The organism is Streptomyces sp. NPDC001828 (genome assembly GCF_042892175.1).
GTDB lineage: Bacteria > Actinomycetota > Actinomycetes > Streptomycetales > Streptomycetaceae > Streptomyces.
This window is the reverse complement of sequence record NZ_JBIATV010000007.1, coordinates 402602-420036: the sequence shown is the minus strand read 5'-3', so window position 1 is coordinate 420036 and position 17435 is coordinate 402602. Positions and strand designations below refer to the sequence as shown.

Annotated in this window: 8 protein-coding genes; 2 read left to right on the top strand and 6 right to left on the bottom strand. The window is 72.9% G+C overall.

From position 1 onward, the window contains the following. From ACFYZA_RS22160 to ACFYZA_RS22135, 6 genes are all read right to left on the bottom strand, one after another. A partial coding sequence (locus ACFYZA_RS22160; protein WP_388492268.1) for an amino acid adenylation domain-containing protein occupies nucleotides 1-3776 on the bottom strand: 3776 nt, incomplete at its 3' end. Further along, the gene (locus ACFYZA_RS22155; protein WP_388492267.1) at nucleotides 3773-11914 is read right to left on the bottom strand and encodes an amino acid adenylation domain-containing protein; all 8142 of its coding nucleotides are present in this window, start codon (nucleotides 11912-11914) and stop codon (nucleotides 3773-3775) included. The genes ACFYZA_RS22160 and ACFYZA_RS22155, both read right to left, overlap by 4 nt. 124 nt (nucleotides 11915-12038) lie before the next feature. Continuing rightward, nucleotides 12039-13322, bottom strand: coding sequence for a glutamate synthase-related protein (locus tag ACFYZA_RS22150; RefSeq protein WP_388492266.1), 1284 nt, complete (start codon nucleotides 13320-13322; stop codon nucleotides 12039-12041). Continuing rightward, nucleotides 13319-14335, bottom strand: a complete 1017-nt coding sequence (locus ACFYZA_RS22145; protein ID WP_382600849.1) for an asparagine synthetase A — start codon at nucleotides 14333-14335, stop codon at nucleotides 13319-13321. Before ACFYZA_RS22145 ends, ACFYZA_RS22150 begins: the two co-directional genes overlap by 4 nt. 2 nt (nucleotides 14336-14337) lie before the next feature. Beyond that, complete coding sequence (locus ACFYZA_RS22140) at nucleotides 14338-15660, bottom strand: methylaspartate mutase (RefSeq protein WP_388492264.1); 1323 nt, start codon at nucleotides 15658-15660, stop codon at nucleotides 14338-14340. Further along, a complete protein-coding gene (locus ACFYZA_RS22135) occupies nucleotides 15657-16238 on the bottom strand; it encodes a cobalamin B12-binding domain-containing protein (RefSeq protein ID WP_382600845.1) in 582 nt (193 codons plus the stop codon). The genes ACFYZA_RS22140 and ACFYZA_RS22135 overlap by 4 nt, the downstream gene beginning before the upstream one ends. A gap of 427 nt (nucleotides 16239-16665) precedes the next feature. Between ACFYZA_RS22135 and ACFYZA_RS22130 the strand changes: the two genes are divergently transcribed. Together ACFYZA_RS22130 and ACFYZA_RS22125 are read left to right on the top strand one after the other, a co-directional pair. Then, a complete protein-coding gene (locus ACFYZA_RS22130) occupies nucleotides 16666-16947 on the top strand; it encodes a hypothetical protein (protein ID WP_382600843.1) in 282 nt (93 codons plus the stop codon). Nucleotides 16948-17094: 147 nt separating this feature from the next. Further along, nucleotides 17095-17307 (top strand): MbtH family protein, encoded by a 213-nt coding sequence (locus ACFYZA_RS22125; RefSeq protein WP_161248062.1) that lies wholly within the window; start codon nucleotides 17095-17097, stop codon nucleotides 17305-17307. Nucleotides 17308-17435 lie beyond the last annotated feature (128 nt).

The window sequence follows — 17435 nt, the reverse complement described above, 5'->3', positions numbered from 1 at the left end:
AACTCGGCCAACTGCGACTTCCAGAAGTCGAGTTGGCGCTCCTCTTCGGTGGCGAGGAGACTGCGCTGCCACAGGCTGTAGTCGGCGTACTGGACCGGCAGCGGCTCCCAGCCCGGGGCCGTGCCCTCGGTGCGGGCCGCGTAGGCGCGGTCGAGGTCGGCGAAGAAGGGGGCGTTCGACCAGCCGTCGGAGGCGATGTGGTGGGTGACGACGACCAGTACGTGGTCCTCGGCCGTCACCCTCAACAGGGCCGCGCGCAGCGGGAGTTGTGCCGTGAGGTCGAAGACCTTGGCGCTCTCCTCGGCGAGCAGCGCGGGCAGGGTGGCCTCGTCGGCGGGTACGACCGGCAGGGGTACGTCGATCTCGTCGGCCGCCAGGACGAGCTGGTACGCCTCGCCGTCCGCCACCCGGAAGACGGTGCGCAGGGCCTCGTGGCGCCCGACGACGTCGGTGAGGGCGCGGCGCAGTGCGGCGGTGTCGAGGGGGCCGGTCAGGCGGAGGGCGATCGGAATGTTGTACGTCGGCGACGGGCCTTCCAACTGGTCGAGGAACCAGAGCCGTTGCTGGGCGGAGGAGAGCGGGAGGCGTGCGGGGCGCGCTCCGGCCACCAGCGCGGGGCGCGGCTTGTCTCCCTTGCTCGTCTGGATCAGCTCGTTGAGCTGGGCGACCGTGGGGTGCTGGAACATGTCGCGGACGGTGATCCGGACGCCGAAGGCGGTGCGGATGCGGCTGACGAGGCGGGTGGCGAGCAGGGAGTGCCCGCCGAGGCGCAGGAAGTGGTCGTCGATGGTGACGGAGGGGCGGCCGAGAACATCGGCGAACAGGCCGCACAGCACCTCCTCGGCGGGGTCGCGCGGGGCGCGGCCGGTGCTGTCGGAGCTCAGGTCGGGTGCGGGCAGGGCGCGCCGGTCGAGCTTGCCGTTGCCGGTCAGGGGCAGGGTGTCGAGGAGGACGAAGGCGGCCGGGACCATGTAGTCGGGCAGTGCTTCGCTCGCGTGGCGGCGCAGGGCCGCGGTGTCGACGTCCTCGCCGACGACGTAGGCGACCAGGCGCTTGTCGCCGGGCCGGTCCTCGCGGACGACCACCGCGGCCTGCGCGACGGACGGATGAGCCACCAGCGCCGACTCGATCTCACCCGGCTCGATCCGGAAGCCCCGCAGCTTGACCTGCTGGTCGGCCCGGCCCAGATACTCGACCTCACCCTCCCGCGACCACCGCACCAGGTCACCGGTGCGGTACATGCGCGCCCCGGCCGGCCCGTGCGGGTCGGCGACGAAGCGTTCGGCGGTCTGGGCGGGGCGCCGCAGGTAACCGCGGGCGAGGCCGGCGCCCGCGATGTACAGCTCGCCGGGGACGCCCGGGGCGACCAGGCCGAGGTGCTCGTCGAGGACGTAGAGCCGGGTGTTGTCGAGGGGACGGCCGATGGGCAGGGCGCCCCCGTAGTCGAACGGGCGGCGGACCGGGTGGGCGCTGGCGAAGGTCGTGGTCTCGGTGGGACCGTAGCCGTTGACGACCTGGAGGTCCGGGCAGGCGTCCATCACCCGCCGCACCGCCTCCGGCGGCACCACGTCACCGCCGGTCCACACCTCGCCGAGCCCGGCGAACGCGGCCGGGTCCTCCTCGGCCACCAGCCGGAACAGACCCGCCGTCAGCCACAGCCCGGTGATCGACTCATCGGCGAGTACGGATTTCAGGGCGGCGGTGTCGAGGACTCCGGCCGGTGCGACGGCGACGGTGCCGCCGGTCAGCCAGGGCACCCACATCTCGAAGGTGGAGGCGTCGAAGGTGTGCGGGGAGTGGAAGAGGACGCGCTGGTGCGCGGGGCGCCGCCAGCGGTGGTCGAGGGCGAGTTCGGCCACGTTGCGGTGGGTGACGGCGACGCCCTTCGGCACGCCCGTCGAGCCCGAGGTGAACATGACGTACAGCCACTGGTCGGGGTGGGCCGGAACCTCTGGGGCGGTCGCCGGGTGGGCCGCGGTCTCGGGGTCGGTGGTGAGGTCGTCGACCAGAAGGACCCGGGTGTCGCCCGCCTCGGCGACGAGCTCGTGGTCGGCGAGGTTGCGGTCGACCAGGAGGAGCGGGGCTGCCGTGTCGGCGAGGATGCGGGTGAGCCGGGAGGCCGGGTCGACGGCGTTGAGGGGGGCGTAGACGCCGCCCGCCTTGACGATGGCCAGCAGGGCGAGGACCAGGTCGGCGGAGCGTTCCATCAGGACGGCGACGACGGTCTCCGGGCCGACGCCGAGACCGGCGAGGCGCTGCGCGAACCGGCTGGACACGGCGTCGGCCTCGGCATACGTCCAGGAACGGCCGGCGTGCGTGAGGGCGACGGCGTCGGGGGTACGGGCGGCCTGCGCGGTGAAGAGGGCGGCGAGGGAGGCGTCCGGCACCGGGGTGGCACGGCCGGTCCAGGTGTCGAGCAGCAGGGTGCGTTCGGCCGGGTCGAGGAGGTCGAGGCCGGACAGCGGGGTGTCGGGGTGCGCGGCCGCCTCGCCGAGCAGCCGCAGCAGCCGGCCGAGCAGGGCCTCGACGGTCTCGGGGTCGTACAGGTCGGTGGCGTACTCGGCGGTGATGTCGAGGCCGGCGGGCAGGCCGTCGGGGGTCAGGTGCTCGTCGAAGCCGACGGTGAGGTCGAACTTGGCGGTGCGGGTGGCCGAGTATTCGGCGCGGGTCCGCAGGCCCGGGAAGTCGGTGCCGGGGTCGGTGGAGCCGGCCTGCACCAGGGTGAGCATGACCTGGAAGAGGGGGTGCCGGGCGCCGCTGCGCTCGGGGTTGAGGGCCTCCACCAGCCGGTCGAAGGGCAGGTCCTGGTGGGCCCAGGCGCCCAGGTCGGTCTCCCGCACCCGCCCGAGGAGCTCCCGGAAGGACGGGTCACCGGCGACGTCGGTGCGCAGGACGAGCGTGTTGACGAAGAACCCGACGAGGTCGTCGAGGGCTTCGTCGGTGCGGCCGGCGACCGGGGAACCGATCGGGACGTCGGGGCCCGCGCCGGAGACGGCGAGCACGGTGGCGAGTGCGGCCTGTGCGGCCATGAAGAGGGTGGCGCCGCTCTCGCGGGCCAGGTCGGCCAGCGCGGTGTGCGTTCCGGGCGGGCAGTGCACGGTGACGGTGTCGCCGCGGTAGGAGGCGACGGCCGGGCGCGGCCGGTCGGCGGGCAGCGTGGCCTCTTCGGGAAGTCCGGCCAACGTGTCCTGCCAGTAGGCGAGTTGGCGGTTCATGAGACTGTCGTCGGCGTCCGGCTCGCCGAGCACCTCCTGTTGCCAGAGGGTGTAGTCGGCGTACTGGATCTCCAGCGGTTCCTGCTCGGGGGCGTGCCCCGACCTGCGGGCCGCGTAGGCGTGGGCCAGGTCGCGCAGCAGGGGGGCGATGGACCAGCCGTCGGAGGCGATGTGGTGCATGACGACCAGCAGGACGTGCTCCTGGTCGCCGAGCCGGATCAGCCTGGCCTGGACGGGCAGGTCGGCGGCGAGCCCGAAGACGTGCGCGGACTCGGCGGCGAGGACGTCCGCGAGGGTGTCCTCGCCGGCCGCCAGGACGGGCAGCTCGGGCCGGGCGTCCTCGGCGGGCAGGATGTGCTGGTACGGGGTGCCCTCGTGCTCGGGGTAGACGGTGCGCAGGCTCTCGTGCCGGGCGACGACGTCCCCGAGGGCCAGGGTGAGCGCCTCCGCGTCGAGGTCGCCGGACAGCCGCAGGGCGAGCGGGATGTTGTAGGTCGCCGAGGGGCCCTCCAGTTGGGCGAGGAACCACAGGCGCTGCTGGGCGTACGACAAGGGGATCACTGGGAGGCTCCCATCCGGCGCATCGGCCGCAGCTTGGGGCGTGCGCTCTCCGCGCGGTCGAGCCGCTCGGCAAGCCTGGCCACGTTCGGGTTCTCGAAGAGGGCGGGGACCGGGAGTTCGGCCCCGAGGACGGTGCGAATCCGGCTGATGAGCCGGGTGGCGAGCAGGGAGTGCCCGCCGAGGCGGAAGAAGTCGTCGTCCACGGAGACGGACGGCACGCCGAGGACTTCGGCGAACAGGCCGCACAGGACTTCCTCGCGGGGGTTGCGGGGCGCCCGGCCACTACTGCCGGCCAGGACCGGGGGCCGCGGCAGCGCACGCTTGTCGAGTTTGCCGTTGGCGGTCAGCGGCAGGGCGTCCAGGGCCATGAAGACCGCCGGGACCATGTAGTCGGGCAGTGCCTCGCTCGCGTCGGTTCGCAGGGCGTCGAGATCGACGTCCTCGCCGACGACGTAGGCCACCAGGCGCTTGTCGCCGGGCCGGTCCTCGCGGACGACCACCGCGGCCTGGGCGACCGACGGGTGGGCCACCAGCGCCGACTCGATCTCGCCCGGCTCGATCCGGAAGCCCCGCAGCTTGACCTGCTGGTCGGCCCGGCCCAGATACTCGACCTCACCGTCCCGCGACCACCGCACCAGGTCACCGGTGCGGTACATGCGCACACCCGGCGGTCCGTACGGGTCGGCGACGAAGCGTTCGGCGGTGAGGCCCGGCCGGTCCAGATAGCCCTGGGCGAGTCCGGTGCCGGCGATGTACAGCTCGCCGGGGACGCCGGGGGCGACCAGCTCCAGGTGCTCGTCGAGGACGTAGAGCCGGGTGTTGTCGAGGGGACGGCCGATGGGCAGGGCGCCCCCGTAGTCGAACGGGCGGTGCAGCGGGTGGGCGCTGGCGAAGGTCGTGGTCTCGGTGGGACCGTAGCCGTTGACGACCTGGAGGTCCGGGCAGGCGTCCATCACCCGCCGCACCGCCTCCGGCGGCACCACGTCACCGCCGGTCCACACCTCGCGCAGCCCGGCGAACGCGGCCGGGTCCTCCTCGGCCACCAGCCGGAACAGACCCGCCGTCAGCCACAGCCCGGTGATCGACTCATCGGCGAGTATCCGAGTCAGCGCGGCGGTGTCCAGCAGGCCGGGCGGGGCGACGACCAGGGTGCCGCCGGACAGCAGCGGCACCCACAGTTCGTAGGTGGTCGCGTCGAAGGCGAGCGGCGAGTGCAGCAGGACCCGGCGGTGTGCGGCGCCGGTGAAGCGGTCGTCGGCGGCCAGCTCGGTGATGTTGCGGTGGGTGACGGCGACGCCCTTCGGCACGCCCGTCGAGCCCGAGGTGAACATGACGTAGGCGAGCTGGTCCGGGTGGACGGTGACCTCGGGGGCCGTGTCGGCGTACGAGCCGGCCGGGCCGGTGACCGACAGGACGCGTGCGCCGTCCGGGAGTGCGAAGCCCGTCAGGTCGCGGTCGGTGAGGAACACCTCCGCGCCCGACACGCGCACGATGAGGTCGACGCGGTCCTTCGGGTAGCGGGTGTCGAGGGGCACGTACACCGCGCCGGCCTTGACGACGGCGAGGATCGCGACGACCGCCTCCGGTGAGCGCTCCTGGAAGAGCGCCACCCGGGAGCCGGGCCGCACCCCCTCGGCGATCAACCGGTGGGCGAGCCGGTTGGCCCTGCGGTCCAACTCGGCGTAGGTCAGGCGCTGTTCGCCGTGCGAGAGGGCGACGGCTTCGGGGGTGCGGGCGGCCTGCCCGGCGAACAGCTCCGGCAGCGCGGCGGCCGGGCGGACCTGCCGGGTGCCGTGCCAGGTGTCGAGCAGCCGCGCCCGCTCGTCGTCGGCCAGGACATCGAGGGCTCCGATCGGTGCGTCCGGGGTGTCGGCGGCGGCCTGGAGCAGCCGTACCAGCCGTGCGGCGACGGCCGAGACGGTCGCCGGGTCGTACAGGTCGGTGGCGTACTCGACGGTGATGCCGAGACCGGCCGGGCCGCCGTCGGGGGCGCGGTGCTCGTGGAAGGTGAAGGTGAGGTCGAACTTGGCGATGCCGAGCGCGGTGAACTCCGACTCGGCTTGCAGGCCCGGCAGTTGGGGCACCGGGGTGTCGGCGTCGGTGACCGACAGCATGACCTGGAAGAGGGGGTGCCGGGCGGCGGACCGCTCCGGGTTGAGGGCCTCCACCAGCCGGTCGAACGGCACGTCCTGGTGTGCCCAGGCCGCGAGGTCGGTCGTCCGCACCCGGTCGAGGAGTTCCCGGAAGGTCGGGTTGCCGCTGACGTCGGTGCGCAGGACGAGCGTGTTGACGAAGAACCCGACCAGCTCCTCCAGCGCCTCCTCGCTCCGGCCCGCGACCGGGGAACCGATGGGGATGTCGCTGCCGGCGCCGGAGCGTGCCAGCAGGGCCGAGGTGGCCGCCTGCGCGACCATGAACAGGGTGGTGCCGCTCTCGCGGGCGAGTCGGGTGAGCGAGGCGTGCAGACCGGCGGGGCAGCGCACGGTCAGCGAGGCGCCCCGGTACGAGGCGGTGGCGGGCCGGGCCCGGTCGGCGGGCAGCGTCGCTTCCTCCGGCAGCCCGTCGAGCACCCGGCGCCAGTGGTCGAGCTGGCGCTCCTCGTCCGCCGCGAGCAGCGCCTGCTGCCACAGCGCGTAGTCGGCGTACTGGACCGGCAGCGGCTCCCAGCCCGGGGCCGTGCCCTCGGCGCGGGCCGTGTAGGCGGCGGCCAGGTCCCGCACGAGGGGGGTGGTGGACCAGCCGTCGGAGGCGATGTGGTGAATGACGAGGAGCAGTACGTGTTCGTCGTCCTCGACCCGCAACAGGTCGGCGCGCAGCGGCAGTTCGCGGGCCAGGTCGAAGGTGGTGGCGGACAGGTCGCGCAGCAGCTCCGGCAGCGCCTCGCGGGTCGCCGGGATCAGCGCCGCCGCGGGCCGGGCCTCGTCGGCGGACAGGACCTGCTGGTACGGGGTGCCCTGGTCGGCCGGGAAGACGGTCCGCAGCGCCTCGTGCCGGGCCACGACGTCGCCGAGGGCGAGGTGCAGCGCGTCGGCGTCGAGGTTGCCGACGAGCCGGACGGCGAGCGGGATGTTGTAGGTGGCGGAGGGGCCCTCCATCTGGTCCAGGAACCACAGGCGCCGCTGGGCCGCCGACAGGGGCACCCGCTCGGGCCGCTCGCCCGCCACCAGCGCCGGCCGGCGGTCCGTGTCCGTGCCGTCGGCGATGAACTCCGCGATCCGGGCCACGGTGGGCCACCGGAACAGGTCGCGTACCGACAGCCGGACGCCCAGGGTGCGCCGGACGCGGCTGACGAGGCGGGTGGCGAGCAGGGAGTGCCCGCCGAGGCGGAAGAAGTCGTCGTCGATGGAGACGGCGGGCAGCCCCAGCGCGTCCGCGAACAGCCCGCACAGCACCTCTTCGACGGGCGTACGGCCCTGTCGGCCACCGGGCCCGGTGCCGAGCCTGGGCTCGGGCAGCGCACGGCGGTCGAGCTTGCCGTTGGCGGTCAGCGGCAGCAGGTCGAGCTCCACGAAGGCGGCCGGGACCATGTACTCGGGCAATGCCGTACCGGCGTACCGGCGCAGCGCGTCGGTGTCGAGGCGGGTGTCACCGTCGGCCACGACGTAGGCGACGAGGCGCTTGTCACCGGGACGGTCCTCACGCACGACCACCGCCGCCTGCGACACCGACTCGTGCGACACCAACGCCGTCTCGATCTCACCCAACTCGATCCGGAACCCACGCAACTTCACCTGCTGATCGGCACGACCCTCGAAAACGACCTCACCGAACTCGTTCCACCGAGCCAGATCACCCGTCCGGTACATCCGCTCACCCGACGGACCGAACGGATCCGCCACGAACCGCTCCGCCGACAACCCCGCACGACCCACATACCCCCACGCCAGATGACTCCCCGCCACATACAACTCACCCACCACACCCGGCACCACCGGACGCAGCCCCTCATCCAGCACATACATCCGCGTATTCGCCATCGGCACACCCAGATGCAGCCGCTCCACCACCCGCTCACCCGGACCGAACACCTGATAACTGCAGAACACCGTCGACTCCGTCGGCCCATACGCATGCACCACCGTCGTCCCCGGGCACTCCTCCAACACCCGCCCCAACGCCGGCGCCGACAGCACATCACCACCCGTCCAGATCTCCTCCACACCCGCCAACGCCCCCACCGCCTCCGACGCCATCGCATCGAACAACGCCGTCGTGAAATACACCGCGGTGATGCCGTGGCGCACGAGAGCGTCGCCGAGTTCGGCCACGTCGACCTTGGAGACCGGAAGGATCACCGCGGTGCCGCCGCTGAGCAGCGGAACCCACAGCTCGTACGTCGAGGAGTCGAAGGCCAGCGGCGAGTACGCCAGCACCCGCCGGTGCCGCTCCCCCGCACCCCACCACGGGTCCAACGCCAGCTCCACCACATTGCGATGCGTGTTCGCCACACCCTTCGGCGTCCCACTCGACCCCGACGTGTACATCACATACGCCAACTGGTCCGGATGCACCGGGACTTGAAGGGCGTCGGCGTCGGCCTCGGCCAGCAGGGCCGGGACGTCCGGCGGGGACAGCGGGGTCAGGCCGTCGGCCGGGGCGTCCCGGTCGGTGACGAGGAGGGTGGCGCCGGTGTCGGCGAGGATGAACGCCAGGCGCTCCCGGGGCTGACGGGCGTCCAGCGGTACGTACACCCCGCCCGCCTTGAGGACGCCGAGGGCGGCGACCACGTACTCCGGTGACCGGTCGAGGAAGAGTCCCACGGCGGTTCCGGGGACGACGCCGAGGCCGGCCAGGCGGCGGGCGAAGGCGTCGGACGCGCGGTCGAGTGCGCGGTACGACAGCTCGCTCTCGCCGCACACCAGCGCGGCTGCGTCGGGGGTGCGGGCGGCCTGCGCGGCGAACAGTTCGTGCAGGGTGCCGGTGGGCAGGGTGGCGGCGGTGTCGTTGTAGTCGGTGAGCAGGGCGCGGCGCTGGTCGTGGGTGAGCAGCTCGATGTCGGCCACCCGGACGTCGGGGTCGGCGATCACGGCGTCCAGGACCCGGGTCAGCCGGTCGGCGGCGGTCTCGATCGTCGCGGGGTCGTACAGGTCGGTGGCGTACTCCAGGACGATGTCGAGCCCGTTCGGGCCGCCCGTCCGGTCGCGGTGCTCGTAGAAGTTGACGGTGAGGTCGAACTTGGCGGTGCCCATGTCGGGCTGGCCGGTCCTGGCGCGCACCCCGGGCAGCGCGGGGGCGGCCTCGGCGGCCTCGGCCAGGGTGAGCATGACCTGGAAGAGCGGGTGCCGGGCGGCGGACCGCTCCGGGTTGAGGGCCTCCACCAGCCGGTCGAAGGGCAGGTCCTGATGCGCCCAGGCGCCCAGGTCGGTCTCCCGCACCCGGTCGAGGAGGTCGCGGAAGGTGGGGTCGCCGCCCGCGTCGGTGCGCAGGACGAGCGTGTTGACGAAGAACCCGACCAGGTCCTCCAGGGCCCCGTCGGTGCGGCCCGCGACCAGGGAGCCGACCGGGATGTCGGTCCCGGCCCCGGAGCGGGAGAGCAGGGCGACCGTGGCGGCCTGCGCCACCATGAAGAGCGTGGCGCCGGACTCCCTGGCGAGCGCGGTGAGCGCCCGGTGGGTCTCGCCCGGGCAGTGCACGGTGTGGGTGCTGCCCCGGTAGGAGGCGACGGCGGGGCGGGGCCGGTCGGCGGGCAGGGTCGACTCGGCGGGCAGTGCGGCGAGTGCCGTGCGCCAGTGGTCGAGCTGCGTCTCCTCGTGCTCGGCGAGCAGGTCCCGCTGCCACAGCGCGTAGTCGGCGTACTGGACCGGCAGCGGCTCCCAGCCCGGGGCCGTGCCCTCGGCGCGGGCCGTGTAGGCGGTGCCGAGGTCCCGCATCAGCGGGGTGTTGGACCAGCCGTCGGAGGCGATGTGGTGGACGACCAGAACCAGCACGCTCCGGTCCGAACCGGTCCTCAACAGGGCCGCGTGCAGCGGCAGTTCGGCCGCGAGGTCGAAGAGGTGCGCGGCCTCCCCGGCGATCCGGTCGGCCAGCTCGTCCTCGGTGACGTCGGCGACGGCCAGCGGGACGGTCACCTCGTCGGGGTGGGCGATGTGCTGCCGGGGCTCGCCGTCGTGCACCGGGTAGCTGGTGCGCAGCACCTCGTGCCGGGCGAGCACGTCACCGATCGCCTGCCGCAGCAGCTCGGGGTCGACGGCGCCGGTGAGGGTGACGGTGAGCGGGATGTTGTAGGTGCTGGAGGGGCCTTCCATCTGGTCCAGGAACCACAGCCGCCGCTGGGCCGCCGACAGCGGCAGGTGCTCGTCCGAGCGCGGGAGGACGGTGAGCTGGGGGCGCGGGGCGGTCCCGGCGCCGCCGGCGATGTGCTCGGCGAGCCGGGCGACGGTCGGGTACTGGAAGAAGTCCCGCAGGGTCAGTTCCGTCGCGAGGGCGCTGCGCACGCGGCCGACGAGGCGGGTGGCGAGCAGGGAGTGCCCGCCGAGGCGGAAGAAGTCGTCGTCGACGGAGACCGCGGGCACGCCGAGTATGTCGGCGAACAGTCCGCACAGCACCTCTTCGGCGGGTGTGCGCGGGGCCCGTCCCGTGGCGCCGCCTGCCTGCGGTGCGGGCAGGGCGCCCCGGTCGAGCTTGCCGTTGGCGGTCAGCGGCAGTTCGGCGAGTGCGACGAAGGCGGAGGGCACCAGGTACTCGGCGAGGCGTTCGGCGCAGTGCCCGTGCAGGGTGTCGGCGTCGGCCTCCGACACGACGTAGGCGACGAGGCGCTTGTCGCCGGGACGGTCCTCACGCACGACCACCGCAGCCTGCGACACCGACTCGTGCGACACCAACGCCGTCTCGATCTCACCCAGCTCGATCCGGAACCCACGCAACTTCACCTGCTGATCGGCACGACCCTCGAAAACGACCTCACCGAACTCGTTCCACCGAGCCAGATCACCCGTCCGATACATCCGCTCACCCGACGGACCGAACGGATCCGCCACGAACCGCTCCGCCGACAACCCCGCACGACCCACATAACCCCACGCCAGATGACTCCCCGCCACATACAACTCACCCACCACACCCGGCACCACCGGACGCAGCCCCTCATCCAGCACATACATCCGCGTATTCGCCATCGGCACACCCAGATGCAGCCGCTCCACCACCCGCTCACCCGGACCGAACACCTGATAACTGCAGAACACCGTCGACTCCGTCGGCCCATACGCATGCACCACCGTCGTCCCCGGGCACTCCTCCAACACCCGCCCCAACGCCGGCGCCGACAGCACATCACCACCCGTCCAGATCTCCTCCACACCCGCCAACGCCCCCACCGCCTCCGACGCCATCGCATCGAACAACGCCGTCGTGAAATACACCGCGGTGGCCCGGTGTTCGACGAGCGCCGCGGCCAGCTCGGCGATGTCCAGCTTCGGGGCGGGCAGCACGATCGCGGTGCCGCCGCTGAGCAGCGGAACCCACAATTCGTACGTCGAGGAGTCGAAGGCAAGCGGCGAGTACGCCAGCACCCGCCGGTGCCGCTCCCCCGCACCCCACCACGGGTCCAACGCCAGCTCCACCACATTGCGATGCGTGTTCGCCACACCCTTCGGCGTCCCACTCGACCCCGACGTGTACATCACATACGCCAACTGGTCCGGATGCACGGCGAGTTCGAGGGGTGGGGCATGTTCGGCGGGTTCGGTGACATCGTCGGTGAGGCGGAGGACGGGCACGGTGCCGGCGAAGGCGGTGGCCTGCTCGTCGCGGTCGGTCAGGAGGAGGACCGCGCCGGTGTCGGCGAGGATGAACGCGCGCCGTTCCGCCGGCTGCCGGGGATCGAGGGGGACGTAGGCGCCGCCCGCCTTGAGGACGGCGAGGACGGCGACGACGTAGCCGAGGGAGCGGTCCTGGAAGAGGCCGACGGCGTCCCCCGGGCGCACGCCGCGGGTCCTCAGCCGGTGGGCGAGGGCGTCGGCGGCCCGGTCCAGTGCCCGGTAGGTCAGTTCGTGGCCTTCGCACACCAGCGCCGTCACGTCCGGGGTGCGGGCGGCCTGCGCGGCGAACAGCTCGTGCAGCGCGCCTTCCGGCAGCCGTACGGCGGTGTTGTTGTAGGCGTCGAGGTCGACGGGGGTGGCGGGGTACTGGTGAGACATCTTCTCGACACCATTCTCGAAAGTTCGGGGTCTGCACGGGTCTCGCGGCGTGCCGGAAACCGGTGCGGCCACGACTGAGGAATCGCGTGTGCGGTGCGGAAAAGGCGCGGGGCGCGGTGCCGGGTCAGGCGGCGCCGGGCGCGGCCGGTGGCGTGCGCCAGGCGGCCGGGAGGAGCAGGTCACCGAGGTCGAGGGCGCCCACGTGGTACTTGCCGACCGCGCTGGTCAGCATCCGCGTCTCCAGGGCGAAGGCCTCGACGAGGCGGCGCAGACCGGCCTCGCGGTCCTCGTCCACGGCGAGGAGCGCGGCCCGGCCGAGACCGACGGCGCGGGCCCCGAGGGCGAGCGCCTTCACGGCTCGGGTGCCCTCCCACATGCGGCCGCTGGCCAGGAGGCAGCGGTCCGTGCGGCCCAGGTGGCGCAGGCAGTCGGCGAGCGGCAGCCCGACGTGGGAGAGGAAGCCGGTGGGGGCCCAGGCGGTGCCGCCCTCGGCGCCGTCGACGGTGACGGCGTCGGCGCCTGCCGCCCAGGCCGTGGCCGCGGCGAGGGCGACGTCCCGGCCCGGGTGCAGCTTCACCCACACCTTCACACGGGGGAAGTTGTTGCGCATGAGCCGGACCTGCTGGCGCAGGATCTCCTCGGTGAAGGTGCCGGGGCTGCTGACCCGCAGCACCCGGTCGCTGTCGGCGCCGAACACCTCGTCGGTGGCGTACTGCTCGGCGACGCGGCTCGCGGTGTCCCGGCCGAGGACGGTGAGACCGCCGAGGCCGGGCTTGGCGCCCTGGCCGACCTTCAGCTCGAAGGCGAGCCGGCCGGTGGCGAGCAGGGGTTCGCTGACGGGGTCGCTGTAGACGAGGTTCCACACCTCGGCGTCGGCGTCCTCGGTGGACTGCTGGACCGCGACACCGCCGAACATCTCGTCGGCGGCCTCGGCATAGGCGGCGATCCGGCCGAGCAGCGGGCTGACACCGGCGTCGCCGGCACTGCGGTAGCCGTTGACGGGAACCACGTTCTCGCCGATGACCAGCGGGACGCCGAGCTGGGCCGCCTGCCGTCCCGCGGCCTCCCCGAGGTCGTGGCTGGCCACCTGTGTCGAGCCGAACGCGGAGACGTACAGCGGCAGTCGGCTGGTGAATCCGCCGATGACGGTTTCGAGGTCGACGTCGCTGTAGAGGGGTTCGCGGCCGAGGTCGATGAGCTTCTTGAGGCGCTCGGGCATGAAGACCGGGGGGACGATCCGGATGCGCTCCAGGTCGTCGTCCGGGTCCGGCGCGTAGGGTGCCGGGCCGGCGCCGAGCAGTCCGCTGCCGTAGCCGGACTCGGCCGGGAAGGCGGCGGCGGCACCGAGCCGGGCCCGGGCGCGGACCTGTTCCTCGGGGAAGCCGTGGGCGACGAGTGCGGTGCTCACGCCGACACCACCCCGGGGAGCTTCGGGTAGGCGCTGGCCTGCCAGGCGGCCTGCCGTCCGGTGACGTACCGGGTGAAGCGCTCCAGGCCGATGCCGAAGCCGGAGCTGCCGGGGATGCCGCGGCGGGCCAGGTCCAGGTACCAGCCGTACTTGGCGGGGTTCTCGCCGGTCTCGCGCATCCTGGTGACGAGGGTGGCGTAGTCGTGCTCGCGCTCGCTGCCGCTGGCGAGTTCGCCGTAGCCCTCGGGGGCGATGAGGTCGAAGTTGCGCAGTACGCCGGGCTGTTCGGGGTTCTCCTTGTCGTAGAAGCCGCGCGAGCCCTTGGGATAGTCGGTGATGAAGAAGGGGCGGTCCGCGCCCGCGGAGACGATCTCCTCGCCCTGCCAGTCGATCTCGGCGGCCGGGTCCTGCGGGTGCCCGGCGTCGATCAGACCGGCGGTGGCCTGCGCGTGGCCGACGCGGCCGAAGGCCTCGGTGACGGCCCGGCGCAGGGCGTCGGTGTCGCGGCCGAGCACGTCGAGTTCGGCGGGCATCGAGGCGACCACGTCGGTGACGACGTGGGTGACGAGCTGCTCGGCGAGGTGCATCGCGTCCTCGCGGCGGGCGTCGCGCATCTCCACGTCGATCTGGTGGAACTCGACGAGGTGGCGGTGGGTGACGGCCGTCTCGACCGGCTCCAGGCGGATGTTGGGCGCGATGTAGAAGATCTTGTCGAAGGCGAGCAGCGAGGCCTGCTTGTAGAGGATCGCGCTCGTCATCAGCTTGTACTTGTGGCCGTAGAAGTCGACGTCCACCTGCTTGGAGCCCCGGATGCCGGGGTCGGTGACCGGTCCGATGAGCGGCGGCAGCAGTTCCTGGAAGCCCTGCCCGGTCAGGAAGGCGCGGGTGGCGGCGAGCATACGGCTCTGCACGCGCAGGGTGGCCCGGGTGCGGGGGTCGGTGAGGTGGGCGTCGGGCGAGGACGGGAACGGCACCGGTGCCTCGTCCACGGCCTCGGGGGCGGTCACGGTCATGGTCATACCTCCAGCAGTTCGTGGGCGTGCCCGTCGGCGGCAGCACGCTGCGGGCCGGGAGCGGGTCGGGGGTCGGGCGCCTCGTCGTAGCGGCGCTGCACATAGGTCAGGGCGTCGTACAGGCCGACGGCGGTGAGCCGGGCGCCGCGCTGTCCGGTGACCCGGCCGATGGGCAGCGCCCCGATGTCGGACCAGGTGAGCCGGCCCTCCGCGTCGATGTGGCTGCGGGTGCGGCCGGCGTTGTCGGGGTGCAGGCAGAAGGGGACGTCGAGGTAGCCGCGCTCGAACGCCTTGAGCAGCGCGCTGCCGAGGTCGCCGTCCAGGTCGAGTACGGCGTCCACGAGGGCGCGGGCCTCGGCGTAGACGGGGTTGTCGGCGGTGTCGAGGGCGTCGGAGTCGGCGTCGGCCGGCGTCGTGGTGCGGGCGGCGGCCCGGGCGGCGACGCGCAGGGCCTCCACGTTCTCGGCGACGGTCGGGATGCGGTGCGCCTCGGCGGCGGTCTTCACGATGAGCCGGTCCGCGCCGGCCCGGACGGCGATTTCGGCGGAGCGCTCAAGGAGGGCGCGGGCGCCGTGCGGGGAGCGGGGGTAGACCCCCATGTAGGTGTAGACGACGACGTGCCAGTCGGTGTCGGGCAGGAGCTCGGCCGCGAGGCGGCGCAGTGCGCGCACGGCCTGCCGGTCCTGCTCGGGGCTGGTCTGCTGGGTGTAGCTGAGGGAGATGGAGCGCAGTCCGGCCCGGTGGAAGAAGAGCCCTTCGAGGGCGCTGATCGCCACCAGCAGTCCGGGCGGGCAGAGTTGGCCGAGCATGCAGCCGCCGAAGCTCTCCAGGTGCGGCTCGCCACCCTCGTCACGCAGGGCGGCCAACTGCTCGCAGGCTTCCTGCCAGTTGCGCATCGAGTCGACCAGCGGGGTGCGGCCGTAGGGCAGGCAGTAGGAGACCGGGCCGCCCTCGGTGGCGGTCAGGCCGAGCCGGGAGAGCGAGGCGACGATCCGCTGCGGGCTCGCCGAGCCGTGCCGGACCTGGACGGGGAAGCCCGGGCCGGGGATGCCGTCCAGGACCCAGTGGGAGGTGTGCGGGCTGTAGGAGGTGATGGGGTAGCCGTTGAGGGAGACGTCCGCGTTGAGGGCGCGTACGGCAGCCGGTTCGTCGCAGACGCGGGTGTAGCTGTCGATGGTCAGGGTGCCGGCGACCGCTTCCGCCGCGCCCTTGGTGGCGAGCAGTCCGGCCCTCATCCGGGCGGGCTCCGAGAAGCCCATGCGGGGCTGCACCACGAGGGTGCCCCGGGCGCGGGCGGCGGCCACGAACCGTCCGAAGGACGTCATCGAGCCGCTCCTTCCCGAGCGCCGACCGGTACGAGCGGGCGGTGGCCCGGCGCCGGCTGGGTGTGGTCCGGCCCGAGCTGGGTGTGGCCCGGCACCACCTCGGTGCGGTCCGGCACGGGCTGGGTGCGGTCGGCCGCCAGCGCGGCGACGAACGCCTCGAAGGGCGCGAGGCCCTCCTCGTCGTGGAACACCGCGTCGAAGCCCGCCGTCAGCAGCTGCCGGCGCTGCCCGTCCTGTCCCTCGGCGCCCCGGACACCGAGCTTGCCGCCGACGACGGCCGGCAGTCCGGCCAGCTCCCAGCGTGCCCGGAGCGCCCGCACGAGGTATTCGGCGTCGTGGAATCCGTGGCCGTTCACACTGCTCACCACGAGCAGGTCGGGCTGGTATTTGCAGCACGACTCGACGATCTCGTCCTGGGCGATGCACGGCCCCAGATTGACGACTCGGTGTCCGAGGTCTTCGAGCAGCAATTGCATGAACACGAGATTCCAGGTGTGGGCATCGGACGGCAGTCCGGTGACCACGACGTCCAGCGGCCCGGACGAATCTCGGGGCGCCAATTCCGCAGGCTGCTTCATCACTTCGTCCGCATCATGGGATGTCAATGGGAGAAGGAGGTCCTGGATGGCTCGGAACTTCCTTACGCCATCGATCGTAGGAACGCGTTACGCGGCTCACCGGCGCCCGAGGCGGCAGCCGGGCGGCAGTTGCCGCTGCCGGTCGATACGGGATTCACGGCCCGACGTACAGTCGTTTTCCGGCGCCGGACCGCTGTGAAGGACGCGACGGAACGCGGTCGCGTCGCCCTTTCGGTACCCGCCCGCACAGCCGGTGCACTCGCGCGGGATCAACGTCCCGAGACCGAACGTCGCGAGACCGAACGACCGAGACCGAACGCCCCGGACCGAACAGTCCGGACCGAACGGACAAGAGCAACAACTGCTACGCACAAGCGAGTTACCGGCCCCGACCCTGCCTTGCCGTACCTTGCGAAGGAGTGGACCCATGTCCCAGATCGCCCCTGTCGCCGCCCCCGACGAATCACTGACCGCGGCGCTGCGCGAGGCCATGTCCCAGGCCGATCGCCGTGAAGCCGTGGGCGAGGCGAAGTTCGCGGTCCTGGAGGCGGCGGTGCAACTGCTCGACGCCGACCGGCCCGAGCTCGCCGACCGGCCCGAGCTGCGCACGGAACTGCTGCGCGAGGCGCTCGGCGCGGTGCGGGCCGCGGCGGTCGCCGCCGGGGTCGCCGTCACGCGCGCCCGCGAGGTCACGGCCGTGCCGGCCTGACCGCGGGGTCGGCGGCGCCGACGTCATGCCGCCCAACTGCCGCCCGTGCTGCCCGATTTCGCGGGCGGAGATGCCTAGCGTCGAGGCAGCGGTGCGGAGGCGATGCCCTGTACCGACCTGATCCACGGACCGACAGAGGTGACTTCCATGGCAACCAACCCGTTCGACGACGCCGACGGCCGATTCGTCGTCCTGGTCAACGACGAGGGCCAGCACTCGCTGTGGCCCGCCCGCATCCGTCGTCCCGACGGCTGGCAGCAGGCACACGAGGAGGGCAGCAAGCAGGAGTGCACCGAGTACATCGAGGCCAACTGGACGGACCTGCGCCCGCGTTCGGTGGTGGCCGCGATGGGAGCCTGAACCGTCCGGCCCACACCGGGGCGGGGGGGGGTGGCCCCCGGTAAGCGCCCGTCCCCCCCCCCCCCCCCCGGGGGGGGGCCCCCCCGGCGCCAACATCCCCGGCCCACAACCCCCCCAACAAGCAGCCG

Bases quoted from the DNA above. Each gene is read 5' to 3' on its own strand.
- ACFYZA_RS22135 (WP_382600845.1), bottom strand. From the start codon at position 16,238: ATGAAGCAGCCTGCGGAATTGGCGCCCCGAGATTCGTCCGGGCCGCTG.
- ACFYZA_RS22140 (WP_388492264.1), bottom strand. From the start codon at position 15,660: ATGACGTCCTTCGGACGGTTCGTGGCCGCCGCCCGCGCCCGGGGCACC.
- ACFYZA_RS22145 (WP_382600849.1), bottom strand. From the start codon at position 14,335: ATGACCGTGACCGCCCCCGAGGCCGTGGACGAGGCACCGGTGCCGTTC.
- ACFYZA_RS22155 (WP_388492267.1), bottom strand. From the start codon at position 11,914: ATGTCTCACCAGTACCCCGCCACCCCCGTCGACCTCGACGCCTACAAC.
- ACFYZA_RS22125 (WP_161248062.1), top strand. From the start codon at position 17,095: ATGGCAACCAACCCGTTCGACGACGCCGACGGCCGATTCGTCGTCCTG.
- ACFYZA_RS22130 (WP_382600843.1), top strand. From the start codon at position 16,666: ATGTCCCAGATCGCCCCTGTCGCCGCCCCCGACGAATCACTGACCGCG.